General features: G+C 59.3%; 9 protein-coding genes. 3 read left to right on the top strand and 6 right to left on the bottom strand.

Annotated features, from left to right (window positions below; all coding sequences use genetic code 11):
* Window positions 1-95: 95 nt before the first annotated feature.
* Window positions 96-410: an SCP2 sterol-binding domain-containing protein gene (locus ACA070_RS17995; protein WP_429521146.1), complete on the bottom strand. Its 315-nt coding sequence runs from the start codon at window positions 408-410 to the stop codon at window positions 96-98.
* Between the two features lie 64 nt (window positions 411-474).
* The gene (locus tag ACA070_RS17990; RefSeq protein ID WP_497447717.1) at window positions 475-1,185 is read right to left on the bottom strand and encodes a histidine phosphatase family protein; all 711 of its coding nucleotides are present in this window, start codon (window positions 1,183-1,185) and stop codon (window positions 475-477) included.
* A 204-nt stretch (window positions 1,186-1,389) separates the two neighbouring features.
* On the opposite strand from ACA070_RS17990, the gene sohB reads away from it, so the two are divergent.
* Window positions 1,390-2,412, top strand: a complete 1,023-nt coding sequence (gene sohB, locus ACA070_RS17985) for a protease SohB (protein ID WP_497447716.1) — start codon at window positions 1,390-1,392, stop codon at window positions 2,410-2,412.
* A 175-nt stretch (window positions 2,413-2,587) separates the two neighbouring features.
* Entirely contained in the window at window positions 2,588-6,394 is a 3,807-nt protein-coding gene (locus ACA070_RS17980; protein ID WP_497447715.1) for a dermonecrotic toxin domain-containing protein, read from the top strand.
* 47 nt (window positions 6,395-6,441) lie between these two features.
* Here ACA070_RS17980 and ACA070_RS17975 read toward each other — a convergent pair whose 3' ends face one another.
* Together ACA070_RS17975 and ACA070_RS17970 are read right to left on the bottom strand one after the other, a co-directional pair.
* Window positions 6,442-6,936: a DUF934 domain-containing protein gene (locus tag ACA070_RS17975; protein WP_497447714.1), complete on the bottom strand. Its 495-nt coding sequence runs from the start codon at window positions 6,934-6,936 to the stop codon at window positions 6,442-6,444.
* Complete coding sequence (locus ACA070_RS17970; RefSeq protein ID WP_497447713.1) at window positions 6,920-8,578, bottom strand: nitrite/sulfite reductase; 1,659 nt, start codon at window positions 8,576-8,578, stop codon at window positions 6,920-6,922. Before ACA070_RS17970 ends, ACA070_RS17975 begins: the two co-directional genes overlap by 17 nt.
* A gap of 523 nt (window positions 8,579-9,101) precedes the next feature.
* On the opposite strand from ACA070_RS17970, the gene ACA070_RS17965 reads away from it, so the two are divergent.
* On the top strand, window positions 9,102-10,175 hold the full coding sequence (locus tag ACA070_RS17965; RefSeq protein WP_497447712.1) for an ABC transporter substrate-binding protein: 1,074 nt from the start codon (window positions 9,102-9,104) through the stop codon (window positions 10,173-10,175).
* Here the strand turns inward: ACA070_RS17965 and ACA070_RS17960 are convergent.
* Both ACA070_RS17960 and metH read right to left on the bottom strand, forming a co-directional pair.
* Complete coding sequence (locus ACA070_RS17960; protein ID WP_497447711.1) at window positions 10,172-10,390, bottom strand: DUF2970 domain-containing protein; 219 nt, start codon at window positions 10,388-10,390, stop codon at window positions 10,172-10,174. The two genes, ACA070_RS17965 and ACA070_RS17960, sit on opposite strands and share 4 nt — an antisense overlap.
* A 329-nt stretch (window positions 10,391-10,719) precedes the next feature.
* Window positions 10,720-14,430: a methionine synthase gene (gene metH / locus ACA070_RS17955; protein ID WP_497447710.1), complete on the bottom strand. Its 3,711-nt coding sequence runs from the start codon at window positions 14,428-14,430 to the stop codon at window positions 10,720-10,722.
* Window positions 14,431-14,560 lie beyond the last annotated feature (130 nt).

The following is a 14,560-nucleotide window of genomic DNA, read 5'->3' as shown; positions in this document are numbered from 1 at the left end:
TAGCCGTTTTCCAAGGGCGGAAAACGACGAATCCCGCCTCGAGGGGCGGGATTCGTGTGCAGCCAGGGAGGTTCCCGATGAAGGGAACCGCCGTCTTAGCTTGGGAACAGCTCGGACAGTTTCATGGCCAGCATCATGTCGCCTTCAGCGCGCAGTTTGCCGCCCATGAACGCTTGCATGCCATCGGTCGAACCGTCGACGATGCCTTGCAGGGTTTCGCCGTCCATCACCAGAGTGACCTGGGCGTCAGGGTTTTCGCCTTCTTGCAGCTCGCAGGTGCTGTCTTTGACGATCAGCGAGAAGTTCTTGGAATCGTCGATGCGGAAACCGAATACCAGGTCCAGACCGGCAGCGGCGGCTGGGTTGAACTTGGCTTTCATTGCTTGTACGGCATCAGCTACGGAGGTCATGGTTCGATCCTTTCTTGGGTAATTAGAGCTGGGTGATTACAGCCAGGGTCACAATAGTCCGGACTCAGCGAAACGTGATGAGTTCCGGTGCCTTCAACAGTTGCAAGTGCGCATGACTGTTGAAAGAAGACAGCGCCACCTCGCGACCGCGAAACTTCAGCAGGTTGAGCGAGGTGTTGACGATTTGCCAGTTCAGTTCAAATGCCTGCCTTGCCGGCATTTGAGTAATGAGGTGGAGCAGGGCAGTGATGGTGCCGCCGGAGGTGAACACGGCGATTTTCTGGGTGTTGTCGGCGCTTTCGAGGATGCGCTGAAGACCGGCCTGCACGCGTTCGACAAAGCCCAGCCAGCTTTCAAGCCCCGGCGTGTCATAGGTGCCAGCGAGCCAGCGTTCGATGATCAGGGCGAAGATGCGCTGGAATTCGGCACGGTTTTGCGCGGCGTTGCGCAGGATCTCCAGTGCTTCCGGTTCATCCTCCAGCATGGCTGGCAGCAGCGCGCGGATCACCGCGTCGGCGTCGAATTCGTTGAAGGCGGAATCGATTTCCAGGGTCGGCACCGGCAGGCCCACGGCAGCGAACTGTTCCAGCGCACTGTTGGCCGTATGCTGCTGGCGGCGCAGGTCGCCCGAAAGGCAGCGGTCGAAGCTGACACCCAGCTCGGCGAGGTGCTGGCCGAGGATTTCTGCCTGGCGAACACCGGTCGGCGACAGGACGTCATAGTCGTCTGCACCAAAGGAGGCCTGGCCATGTCGAATCAGATAGATGCTGCCCACGTCCGCGTCATCCCGGTACGTTGAAGGTTTGGCGAGGTTATGAGGATGACGGTGAGCTGTCAATGAAAAAACATACGCTTGTTTGAAATGCCCGTTACAGGCTTGTTGCCAGAGGTTTCACGGCTGGCCGCCGAGGCGGAGCATGGGTATGCTGGCGTTATCCCGCGCGTGTTTTAGGCCGCGCATCGTTTTGAAGGAGTCACTGTGGAGTTTTTGTCCGAGTACGCCAGTTTCCTGGCCAAGACCGTGACACTGGTGATCGCCATTCTGGTGGTCCTGGCCAGTTTCGCGGCGTTGCGCAGCAAAGGTCGACGCAAGTCGGCCGGGCAGTTGCAAGTCAGCAAGCTGAATGATTTCTACAAAGGGCTGCGCGAACGCCTTGAGCAAACCTTGCTCGACAAGGACCAGCTCAAGGCCCTGCGCAAGTCCCAGGCTAAAACCGATAAAAAGCAAAAGAAGAAACCCGAGGCCAAGCCACGGGTGTTCGTGCTGGATTTCGACGGCGACATCAAGGCGTCGGCTACTGAAAGCCTGCGCCACGAGATCACCGCACTGCTGACGTTGGCCACGCCAAAAGACGAAGTGGTACTGCGTCTGGAAAGCGGCGGCGGCATGGTTCACAGCTACGGCCTGGCGTCCTCGCAACTGGCGCGCATTCGCGACGCTGGCGTGCCGTTGACCATCTGCATCGACAAGGTCGCGGCCAGCGGTGGCTACATGATGGCGTGCATCGGCGAGAAGATCATCAGCGCCCCGTTCGCGATTCTGGGTTCGATCGGCGTCGTGGCGCAGTTGCCTAACATCAATCGATTGCTGAAAAAACACGACATCGACTTTGAAGTCCTGACCGCCGGTGAATACAAGCGCACCTTGACCGTGTTTGGCGAAAACACCGAGAAAGGTCGCGAGAAGTTTCAGGAAGACCTGGACATCACCCACCAGCTGTTCAAGAACTTCGTCTCGCGCTATCGCCCGCAACTGGACATCGACGAGGTCGCCACCGGTGAAATCTGGCTCGGCATCGCCGCGCTGGACAAACAGCTGGTGGACGAGCTCAAGACCAGCGACGAATACCTCGCTGAACGCGCGAAGAAGTCCGAGCTGTACCACTTGCATTACGCCGAACGCAAAAGCCTGCAAGAGCGCATTGGCATGGCAGCCAGCGGTTCGGTCGATCGCGTATTGCTGAGCTGGTGGAGCCGCTTGACCCAGCAACGCTTCTGGTAATTTTCTACGCCGAACCAAAAAATGAAACCGTGGGTAACCACGGTTTTTTTTGGCCTTCAGAAAGGACCACTGAGAATAGCGAACTTTCCCAGGGCCATTGTCGATCGCTCCGGCATCCGACTGGACTTAGGCCGGGTAGGGTGGTGGTCCTGAAATGACTGCAATGGAATGCACCATGAATGAATCCGACGATAATGTTGCTGGCCCCCATCTCGCGTCGTCTCTGCAAATGAGCACCGAGCTGAAAGCCGCCGTGGACCTCGCCTTGCCACAATCCCCTGGCCAGTTTGGCGAACGTTTGATCAAGGAAAAGTGGGGCCCGGGCATCGATCCGCAAACAGCCTTGCTGGTCACGCTCGATTACAACTACAAGGGCCATCCTGCCCAGAACGGTATCGAGCAGGGGCGGGTGGCGAATTCCCGTTCGCTGCTGCAAGCGCTGTTGTCCAACTATCAGGCCGTGGGTGACGGTCGCTTCGCTGAAACCGCGTTCGGTCTGTACACGCCTGCGAACGTGGGGCCGAACGTTCGGGTGGTCGAGCACGTCGACGAATTCGCTGATCATGGCAGCGGCAATCACCAGTCGTATGAAGGCATCTATCGTCAAACCACGCCGCAAGTTTACGGGCCGCTGACTCAGATCAATCTGAGACCCGCCGATTTCAAGAAGTGGGTCTGGGAGCTGGAATTAAAGGATGTGTACCAAGCGTATCTCGCTCAGGCCTGGCCAGCCGATGACGTGGTCGTCTCGGCCAGACCTTACGGGTTGAGAACGTCGGTGAAAGCGGCGTTCGTCATGGCGGCGTGGTTGCAGCTTCATGAACAGCGCCTGACGCAAAAGGGTCTGGAACTTGCGATGCGGGCGGCAGGGTTACCAGCCGATCAGCGCTGGGACACGCTGGCCCTTGAGCAACTGCAAGCACAGACGCGTATTCCTTCAACCATCAAGTTCGGCCTTTTGAAGCTTTACCGCTACACCGCGACCGATATCTGGGCTTTCCGTGACACCGTCAGTGCCCGGGTGCTGGTGTACATCCCTGGCAATTCTTCACCGCTGCACGAGTTTGCCGGTGCCACGCAACTGCACCAATGGATTGTCGCGCAGGGCCAGTCCAGCGAGACTCGACAGGCATTGGCCCGCCACTTCGCCGAGGACGATCGCGAGGACGGTACGTTTCACGCCGGTGTGCTGACGGCGCTGGACGGCATGGCGCTTTATCCCGAAAAACACTGGCTGACCAACAACGCAGGCTTCTTCAACAACGACGGCTACTGGGACCCGAACGAGTACATCGGCTACGACGACCCGGCCGCCGCCACCGATCCTTTTGCCCGGTTGGTGCTGACGATGAAGCAGGCGGCTCAGTCAGAAATCCAGACCATCCGTGACGATGCGCAGGTCAACCGGGATCAGTTGAGCGCTGTTGTCGAACCCATTGTGCAATGGGTCAACCGGTTTGGCCCGCTCGCCTTGTTCGTCCCCGGAGGTGAGGGGCTGCTGGCATTGGCCGGGCTCATTGACGCTGGTTATGGCCTGAATCAGGCGGTCAATGGAAGAACGCCGAGCCAACGCTCGGAGGGCCGGACGCGCACGGTGTTCGGCTTGCTTAATGCGTTGCCGATGCTGGGTGCAGAGTCGGCTCTGAAGGGTAATGTTGCCGAGGCCGATAGCATGGCCGAGCGCGCCCGCGAGCCCGGCGCCGATCCGGGAGAGCAGGGGCCTCGTCCTGCGCCGGATGCAACCGTTGCCCCGACGCCCGTGAGCAACCGAATCGATCTCATCCGTGGAATCGGCCCCTCGGTGGCTTCCTTCAGCGATGAGGTTCTGGCGCAGATCGCCAAGGTCAGCGCGATTGACGACGACCTGCTGCGGTTGATGCACACGGGCCGCCCACCGACGCCCTTGCTGGCGGACACGATCAGCCGCTTCAAGATCGATCAGGATCTCGGCCCGGCCGGGGACCCCGCGCTATTCAATCAACATTACGCAACGCTTCAAGGGTCAGAGCACGAGTGGGTCCGACTGTTTCAACGCGAATACCCGGGCCTACCGACAGTCGCCATCGAGCAAATGCTCGACCGCTATGGCGTGGACATCCAGGCATTACCCGATGCTACCGAGGTCAAGCAAGTGTTCGCACGTCTGGACGGCAAGGCGCGGCAATACCAACAGCATGTTCGGCTTGATCGAGCCTATGAAGGCTTTTATCTGCGGTCTGTGGTGAACGCCGAGACGGACACGCTGGCATTGCACTCCCTGAAAAATCTGCCTGGCTGGCCAACAGATCTGCGAATCGAGATCCTCGACGGTTCGTCCACTGGGCGGGTGCTTGACCGTTGCGGCCCCCTTGATACCGCTCATTCCCGAAGCGTCATCAAGGTGGGAAACCGTTACCTGCGACAAGGCCGGCAAACGGATTTCTACGATGCGCTGCTCGGCGTGCTGTCGGACGAGGAGCGTTCGGCGTTGCATCTCACCTCTCTGAATCCCGCCAGCGAGTTGCGGCTCAACCTCAGCGATCGGGCATTGCCCCGTTCTGAAACGCTGCTCGGTTTGCAACGGATGGACAGAAGAATGACTTTCGAACCCCAGGGCCTGCGCGGCGGTGGTTACCCGACGACACCGCAGGGCGAAGCGATGAAGCTGCAAGCGACCAAGTTGCAGATCAAGGATATTTATCCGGAGATCACCGACGAGGGCATTGATCAGGTGTTGCAGTCCGCCGGTGACAGGGTGCAGGCGTATATCGACCAGCTGAATCAGCAAATGCACCAGCTCAACACCGACTTGAGCAACTGGGTCGATCAAGCGGCGCAAGACATTGCCGACATGCACATTCCCTTGCTAGCCATGGGGGATGAGGAGGCTGAAGGGATGAGCCATGCGCAAATCGCCGTGCACAATGCTCACGTGCTGCAAGCCGCCCTGCAACAAGAGAGAGCGGTCAGGACAGAGCTTGCCGAGGAGCTTTTCGCCATCTGGCAAAAGCGCGGGCCAGTGCAGGATCGTCTCTATGAAGGCGGGCAGCTACGCGGTGTCAGGCTGGATATGACGTTCGAGGATTATCACCGATTACCCGCCCTGAATGTCAGGCTCAACGATGTGATCGAATTGTCAATGCGAGGTTTCCACCTGACCGTGCATGACAGTTTGAACGGGTTCCTGGCGAATTTTCCAAACCTTGAAGTGTTGAACCTGGAACGTTTCGACTTGCGGCCATTCTTCGTGGGCGGTGCCACTGGGCACGCCTTGCCGACAGTCATCGGCCAGTTGCCCAAACTGACCACACTCAACCTGCGAGCCACTCAGCTGGTATTCACTGAACGCGCCGCTTCACAACTGAGTGAGCTGACCCATTTGCAAACGCTGGACCTGAGCGACAACCCGTTGGGTGTGCCGCCTATGGTGCTGGGCATGGACAATTTACGTCAGCTCAACCTGAGGAATACCGGAATTACCCGCTGCCCGGTCGGGATCAAGGATCAGCCGTACCTGACGATGCTGGATTTGCGCGACAACAGTATTACGCGGGTTCCGTCAGCGGTCATGAATCAGGCAGTGGCAGACGATCGCGTGCTGCTCTGGGGGAATCCGTTGACCGACGAGGACACATTGCGCCGGCTGGTCAGTCATCGTGAACAAACGGGAATCAATCTGTGGTTGAGCGCGCCGGGCGCGGACTATGGCACGTCAACGGTGTGGTTACGCGACTGCGACGAAGGGTTGCGACAGTCCCGGCAAGCCCTTTGGCAGCGACTGGCAAGTAAACCTTCCGGTACACGGTTTTTGGCCGTAATAGACCGGCTGAGCCTGACGGCCGACTTTCGGGTCAGTTATCCGTCGCTCCAGGCGCGGGTCTGGCGACTCTTGCAAGAAGCAGATGCCACGGACGAAATATGGGGGCGAATGAGTCGCGGCAGCGGACGGTTTGATCATCCGATGGCGGCGTTCAGGGCTCTGGAGGAACGAGCCGGTTTCTGAACGAAGGAGGGCACCTTGAACCCCGGATGGGGTTCAAGGTTTGCCAATCAGCGGCGACGGAACAGCGGCAGCGGTTCGTCGGTGGCGGCCTGATAGGTCACCGAGAAGTCCTTGAGACTGTCCAGGGCTTCGTACGGGTCTTTATCGGCGCGCAACGCAAAGGCGTCGAAACCGCAGCGACGCAGGTAGAACAGTTGGTCGCGCAGCACATCGCCGATCGCCCGCAGTTCGCCTTTGAAACCATAACGGTCACGCAGCAAACGGGCATTGGAGTAGTTGCGGCCATCGGTAAAGGCCGGGAAGTTCAAGGCGATGACCTGGAAACTTGCCACGTCCTCACCGATCTCTTCGGCTTGTTCGTCAGCGTCCAGCCAAACGCCCAGGCCGCCGTCGCGGGCCTTGAGCATGCGCGCGTGATCACGCCACAGCGTCAGCGGAACGATCAGGTCGTCGCAGTTGCTGATCTCGTCGATGTTGAAGTCCTTGGGCAGCAAGTGCCAGGTTTCGTCGACGACCTCGTTGTTCTTAATGATTCGCTGCATAGACGCGCTCCTTGAAGAGGTCGATGCCAATACGCTGATAGGTGTCGATGAAACGCTCGTCTTCGGTACGTTGTTCGATGTACACGTTGATCAGCTTTTCGATCACATCAGGCATGGCTTCCTGGGCGAAGGACGGGCCGAGGATCTTGCCCAGGCTGGCGTCGCGGCTGGCGCTGCCACCGAGGGAAACCTGGTAGAACTCTTCGCCTTTCTTGTCCACCCCGAGAATGCCGATGTGGCCGACGTGGTGGTGACCACAGGCGTTCATGCAGCCGGAGATGTTCAGGTCCAGTTCGCCAATGTCGAACAGGTAGTCCAGATCGTCGAAACGACGCTGGATCGATTCGGCGATCGGGATCGACTTGGCGTTGGCCAGCGAGCAGAAATCACCGCCAGGGCAGCAGATGATATCGGTCAGCAAGCCGATGTTCGGCGTGGCGAAACCTTGTTCGCGCAACTCGCCCCACATCGCGAACAGTTGGGTCTGTTCTACGTCGGCCAGAATGATGTTCTGCTCGTGGGAGGTGCGCAGTTGACCGAAGCTGTAACGATCGGCCAGGTCGGCCACGGCGTCGAGCTGCTTGTCGGTGATGTCGCCCGGCGCAACGCCAGTCGGCTTCAGGGACAGGGTCACGGCCACATAACCCGGCTTCTTGTGCGCCAGGGTATTGCGGGCGCGCCAGCGCGCGAAACCCGGGTGTTCCTTGTCGAGTTCGGCCAGCGCAGCGCTCTGGTTGTCCAGGGCCTTGTAGTCCGGGTCGACGAAGTGTTTGGCAACACGATGCACTTCGGCTTCGGTCAGCGTGGTCTGGCCACCGCGAAGGTGTTCCATTTCCGCATCGACTTTCTGCGCGAAGACTTCAGGCGTCAGGGCTTTGACCAGAATCTTGATCCGCGCCTTGTACTTGTTGTCACGACGGCCATAGCGGTTGTAGACCCGCAGGATGGCGTCGAGGTAGCTCAACAGGTCTTGCCACGGCAGGAATTCATTGATGAACGCGCCCACCACCGGCGTACGGCCGAGGCCGCCGCCCACGAGCACACGGAAGCCCAGCTCGCCCGCGGCGTTGTGCACCGGCTCAAGACCGATGTCATGGACTTCGATGGCGGCACGGTCGGACGTCGAGCCGTTGATGGCGATCTTGAACTTGCGCGGCAAGTAAGCGAATTCAGGGTGGAACGTGGTCCACTGACGAACGATCTCGCACCATGGGCGCGGGTCGATCAGCTCATCGGCGGCGACACCGGCGAACTGGTCGGTGGTGACGTTGCGCAGGCAGTTGCCGCTGGTCTGGATCGCGTGCATCTGCACGGTCGCCAGTTCAGCGAGGATGTCCGGGATGTCTTCCAGCGCCGGCCAGTTGAACTGCACGTTCTGCCGGGTACTGATGTGGGCATAGCCCTTATCGTAGTCGCGGGCTATCTTGGCCATCATCCGCGTCTGGCGCGAGGTGAGTTGGCCATAAGGCACCGCCACCCGCAACATCGGCGCGAAGCGTTGGACATAAAGCCCGTTTTGCAGGCGCAGGGGGCGGAATTCTTCTTCGCTCAGCTCGCCTGCCAGATAGCGTCGGGTCTGATCACGGAACTGCTTGACGCGGTCCTCGATGATCCGCTGATCGTACTCGTCATATACGTACATATAAGTCCTGTTCTCAGGCTTGGGCCGGTCGGATCCCGTTGCGTTTTTTCGCCTGGAGGTCTCCGATACTGCCTCGGCAATTCTGCGCGCACGGCCGCGCACTCCCTACGGAGCCGGGGCAAGATACCAGTTTGCAGTTATGCGCAAAAGTGATGTTTGAGTATATGCAAAGAACCAAAACGACTAACGAGAACCGTTATTACTAAACCCTTATTTGTCGTGCGGGCAATCGTCGTCTTTACTGTGGTCGAGTCTTTATGCAATCACCGATAAAACCGACAAGAGGCGATGCAATGAGCAACCCTACCAAAGCAACAAAGCCTGATAGCACGGTCGATGCTTGGGCGATTCTGTTTCTGATCATCCTGGTCGTGGGCACTGCAGTATTTTGGGTCAGCCATCAATAACCGACCCCGTCCGGGCCCGGTTCCGACGATTGTCGGACAAAAACCGGAATAAACGCCGTTTGCCGGGACTTCGCTGGCTATAATGCGCGGCGAAATTTCCGGGGGCTCGGACGTTAATGTTGAAGTTTTTCTACACCGTTCTGCTGATGCTCGGCGCGGCTTACGGCCCTGCTGCGCGCGCGGAGTCGGTGTTGTTCCTGAATCCCGGGAAGACGGACGAAGCCTTCTGGCTCAGTTATTCGCAATTCATGCAGGCTGCTGCCACGGACCTGGGCATTGATCTGCAAATCCTCTATTCCCAACGCATGCCTGAGCTCACGCTGGCGCAGGCCCGTATCGCGTTGCAAGGTCCCGATCGTCCGGACTATCTGGTGTTCGTCAACGAACAGTACGTCGCCCCGCAGATTTTGCGTCTGGCCCAAGGCAGCGGGGTCAAGCTGTTTACGGTCAACGCTGCGCTGACGGCCAATCAGCTGAGCCTGCTGGGTGAACGCACTGATCGATTGGGCAGCCTGGTACCGAATGATGAGGAGGGCGGCTACCTGATGCTCAAGGAGCTGATTCGCCAGCATCCACCGGTGGCGCCCGGTCAGGTCATCGAGTTACTGGCGTTTTCCGGCCTGAAAATCACACCGTCGGCGCAACTGCGCGAGCAAGGCATGATGCGCGCCTTGGCCGAACACCCCGAGGTGCGCTTGCGCCAGCTGGTTTACGGCGGCTGGACCCGGGACCGGGCCTATGAACAGGCCAAATTGTTGTTCCGGCGTTACCCGAAGGTTTCGTTGGTGTGGTCTGCCAATGACGAAATGGCGTTTGGCGCCATGCAGGCGTATTCGGAGGCGGGTGGCGTGCCTGGCAAAGATGCGTTGTTCAGCGCGGTGAATGCGTCGCCAGCCTCGTTGCAGGCGCTGGTTGACGGCCGCATGAGCGTGTTGTTGGGCGGGCACTTCACGTTGGGCGGTTGGGCGCTGGTGGAGTTGCATGACCTTGAAATGGGCGTGGACCTGGACCAGTACGGCGGGCGTGATCGGCTGATTCCGTTACTGCAACTGATCGACAAGGCCCAGGCCAAACGATTGCTGGCCTTGGGCGCATCACCGAATTACGGGGTGAACTTCCGTCGCCTGTCGGCCAAGGGCCGGCCGACGTCCTATCGCTATCCGTTCAGCCTTCAAACCCTGATGCGCTAACGTCCCGCCAGATGCACCACCAACTGCACGATGCCGAACAGCATCAATGCAAACACCGCCGTGAACAGAATCCCCAGAATCACGAAATGACTCGGCTTGCCGTGGGTGAAGTCTCGCGCCCGGTTCTTCCCGCTCTGCACCCCGAACGCCGCCGCCATGACGCTGTGCAGCATCTGCCAGAACGTCGGCGGCTTGTTGTCGACTGGATCGTCCATAAATCCCTCGTCACTTATGTGTGAGAGCTAAGCATAGACAATCCACGGCATGCACAAACCAGATGTGGGGGCTAGCCTGCTCGCGATGGGGCCATAACATTCAAAATTGTCGTTGACTGTTACACCGCCATCGCGAGCAGGCTCGCTCCCACACTTGATCGGGTTGAGCCGGATACTTGTGAACGACCCAAAACACCTGTGGGAGCGAGCCTGCTCGCGATGGCGGCCTGACAGTCACATTGATATCGACTGTCATGGCCTCATCGCGAGCAGGCTCGCTCCCACAAGGGGATCTTTGTTGGCCGCAGGTATTACGGCCAGTTGAGGGGTTAGTTGTCGTACCCGAGGTTCGGCGCCAGCCAGCGTTCAGTCACGCTCAATTCCTGCCCCTTACGCGACGTGTAGCTCTGCACCTGGTCCTTGTCGATCTTGCCCACCGCAAAATACTGCGCTTGCGGGTGTGCGAAGTACCAGCCGCTGACCGCTGCCGCGGGGAACATCGCGTAGTGCTCGGTGAGGAACACGCCGCTGCGGCCTGCTTTCATTTCCGCAGCTTCAGGGTCCAGTAACTTGAACAGCGCGGATTTCTCGGTGTGATCCGGGCAGGCCGGGTAGCCGGGAGCAGGGCGGATGCCGGTGTATTGCTCTTTGATCAGCGCCTCGTTGTCGAGCGTCTCGTCCTTGGCATAACCCCAGTAGTCTTTACGCACTTGCTGGTGCAGCCATTCGGCACACGCCTCGGCCAAACGGTCGGCCAAGGCCTTGACCATGATCGAGTTGTAATCATCGCCAGCGTCTTGATAAGCCTTGGCCACTTCCTCGGCGCCGATGCCTGCGGTGGTGATGAAACCACCCACGTAGTCGGTGATTTCGCTGTCCTTCGGTGCAACGAAGTCGGCCAGCGAGAAGTTCGGCTTGCCGTCGGTCTTGATGATCTGCTGGCGCAAGTGATGCAGTTTGGCAATCGGCTTGCCGTCATCGCCGTAGACTTCGATGTCATCCTCACGCACCTGGTTGGCGGGCCAGAAGCCGAACACCGCACGGGCGCTGATGAGTTTTTCGTCGATCAGTTTGGCGAGCATTTCCTGGGCGTCGGCGTACAGCGAGGTGGCAGCTTCACCGACCACTTCATCCGTGAGGATGCGCGGGAACTTGCCGGCCAGGTCCCAGGAGATAAAGAACGGCGTCCAGTCGATGTATTCGGCCAGGACTTTCAGGTCGATGTTGTCCAGCACTTTGGAACCGGTGAAGGTCGGTTTCACCGGCTCATAAGCGCTCCAGTCGAACTGCGGCTTCTTCGCGATAGCGGCCGGGTAGCTCAGGCGTTCGGTGCGGGCGCTGCGGTTGGCGGTGCGCTCGCGAACATCGATGTATTCCAGGCGGGTCTTCTCGACGAACGCCGGTTTCAGTTCCTTGGACAGCAACTGCGTCGCCACGCCCACGGCGCGGGAGGCGTCCGTGACGTAGATCACCGCATCGTTGCTGTACTTCGGCTCGATCTTCACCGCGGTGTGCGCCTTGGAGGTGGTCGCGCCACCGATCATTAGCGGTAGGTAAAAGTCCTGACGCTGCATCTCGCGGGCCACGTGGACCATTTCATCCAGCGAAGGCGTGATCAGACCGGACAGGCCAATGATGTCGCACTTCTGCTCCTTGGCCACTTGCAGGATCTTCTCTGCCGGGACCATCACGCCGAGGTCGACGATGTCGTAGCCATTACATCCGAGCACCACGCCAACAATGTTTTTGCCGATGTCGTGCACGTCGCCTTTCACCGTGGCCATCAGGATCTTGCCCTTGGCTTCCGGCTTGTCGCCTTTTTCCAGTTCGATGAACGGAATCAAGTGGGCCACGGCCTGTTTCATCACACGGGCGGATTTCACCACCTGCGGCAGGAACATTTTGCCGGCACCGAACAGGTCGCCGACGATGTTCATGCCTGACATCAGCGGGCCTTCAATCACTTCAATCGGACGCGTGAACGACTGCCGCGATTCTTCGGTGTCTTCCACGATGTGCGTGGTGATGCCCTTGACCAGCGCATGCTCCAGACGCTTGTTGACGGGCCAGCCGCGCCACTCTTCGGTCTCGGCTTCCTTGACGCTGCCATCACCCTTGTACTTATCGGCGATGGCGAGCAGGGCGTCGGTGCCTTCCTGCGTGCGGTTGAGCACCACGTCTTCTACCGCGTCACGCAGTTCGGCCGGGATCTGGTCGTAGATCTCCAGCTGGCCGGCGTTGACGATACCCATGGTCAGGCCGTTGCGGATCGCATACAGCAGGAACACCGAGTGAATCGCCTCACGCACCGGGTTGTTGCCACGGAACGAGAACGACACGTTGGACACGCCGCCCGAGGTCAACGCATACGGCAGCTCGTCACGGATGTAGGCGCAGGCATTGATGAAGTCCACCGCGTAGTTGTTGTGTTCTTCAATACCGGTGGCCACGGCAAAGATGTTCGGGTCGAAGATGATGTCTTCCGGCGGGAAGCCGACTTCGTTGACCAGAATGTCGTAGGAACGTTTGCAGATTTCCTTCTTGCGCGCTTCGGTGTCGGCCTGGCCGGCTTCGTCGAAGGCCATCACCACCACGGCGGCGCCGTAGCGCTTGCACAGTTTGGCGTGATGAATGAACTGCTCGACGCCTTCTTTCATGCTGATCGAGTTGACGATGCCCTTGCCCTGGATGCACTTGAGGCCGGCTTCGATCACTTCCCACTTGGAGGAGTCGATCATGATCGGCACGCGGGAGATGTCCGGTTCACCGGCAATCAGATTGAGGAAGGTCACCATGGCCTTCTTCGAATCGAGCATCCCTTCGTCCATGTTGATGTCGATCACCTGGGCGCCGGCTTCGACCTGTTGCAGGGCGACTTCCAGGGCTTCGGTGTAATTGTCTTCACGGATCAGGCGGGCGAATTTGGCGGAGCCGGTGATGTTGGTGCGCTCGCCGACGTTGACGAACAACGAACTGCGATCGATGGTGAACGGTTCCAGACCCGAGAGGCGGCAGGCCTTGGGGATTTCCGGGATTTCCCGCGGCGCATAACCGGCAACGGCTTTGGCGATGGCTTCGATGTGGCCCGGCGTGGTGCCGCAGCAGCCGCCGACGATGTTGAGGAAGCCGCTCTGGGCGAATTCTTCGATGACCTTGGCGGTTTCCGACGGCAGCTCGTCGTACTCGCCGAATTCGTTCGGCAGGCCGGCGTTCGGGTGGGCGGAAACGTGGGTGCCGGCCTTGTTCGACAGTTCTTCGAGGTATGGACGCAATTCGCTGGCGCCGAGGGCGCAGTTCAGGCCGACGGAAATCGGCTTGGCGTGGGCCACCGAGTTCCAGAACGCTTCGGTGGTCTGGCCTGACAAAGTACGGCCGGAGGCGTCGGTGATGGTGCCGGAAATCATGATCGGCAATTCGACGCCCAGTTCTTCGTAAACCCCTTGCACGGCGAAGATCGCGGCTTTGGCGTTCAAGGTGTCGAATATGGTTTCAATCAGAATCAGGTCGGCGCCGCCTTCAATCAGGCCTTTGGTGGCCTCGGTGTAGTTTTCCACCAATTGATCGAAGGTCACGTTGCGGTAGCCGGGGTTGTTCACGTCCGGCGACAGCGAGCAGGTGCGACTGGTAGGGCCGAGCACGCCGGCGACGAAGCGTGGCTTGTCCGGGTTCTCGAGGGTTTTCGCATCGGCGACCTTGCGCGCCAGGCGGGCACCTTCTACGTTCAGTTCGTAGGCCAGTTCTTCCATGCCGTAATCGGCCATGGAAATCCGGGTGGCGTTGAAGGTGTTGGTTTCCAGAATGTCGGCGCCGGCATCCAGGTAGGCTTTCTCGATGCCGCCAATCACGTCCGGACGGGTCAGCACCAACAGGTCGTTGTTGCCTTTGACATCACTCGGCCAGTCAGCGAAGCGTTTGCCGCGATAATCCTGCTCCTCGAGCTTGTAGCTCTGGATCATCGTGCCCATGCCGCCATCGAGAATCAGAATGCGCTCTTTGAGGGCGTGTTTGAGAGCTTGAAGGCGGACGCTGCGATCGGACATTGGGACTACTCGGAAAGACCATGACGAAGGGGCGGGATCATAGCAAACCTGTGCGGTTTTAGAGCATGTCCCGGTTTTGCATGAATATCGCTCATGTTGGTGTGGGGGCTTCACCGGTAGAATCGCGGCG

The organism is Pseudomonas sp. LBUM1678 (assembly GCF_059695575.1).
This window is presented reverse-complemented; position numbering and strand designations above follow the sequence as displayed.

Excerpts from the sequence above, each read along its gene's own strand:
- ACA070_RS17995 (WP_429521146.1), bottom strand. The coding sequence starts at position 410 with ATGACCTCCGTAGCTGATGCCGTACAAGCAATGAAAGCCAAGTTCAAC.
- ACA070_RS17980 (WP_497447715.1), top strand. The coding sequence starts at position 2,588 with ATGAATGAATCCGACGATAATGTTGCTGGCCCCCATCTCGCGTCGTCT.
- ACA070_RS17975 (WP_497447714.1), bottom strand. The coding sequence starts at position 6,936 with ATGCAGCGAATCATTAAGAACAACGAGGTCGTCGACGAAACCTGGCAC.
- ACA070_RS17970 (WP_497447713.1), bottom strand. The coding sequence starts at position 8,578 with ATGTACGTATATGACGAGTACGATCAGCGGATCATCGAGGACCGCGTC.
- ACA070_RS17965 (WP_497447712.1), top strand. The coding sequence starts at position 9,102 with ATGTTGAAGTTTTTCTACACCGTTCTGCTGATGCTCGGCGCGGCTTAC.
- ACA070_RS17960 (WP_497447711.1), bottom strand. The coding sequence starts at position 10,390 with ATGGACGATCCAGTCGACAACAAGCCGCCGACGTTCTGGCAGATGCTG.
- metH (WP_497447710.1), bottom strand. The coding sequence starts at position 14,430 with ATGTCCGATCGCAGCGTCCGCCTTCAAGCTCTCAAACACGCCCTCAAA.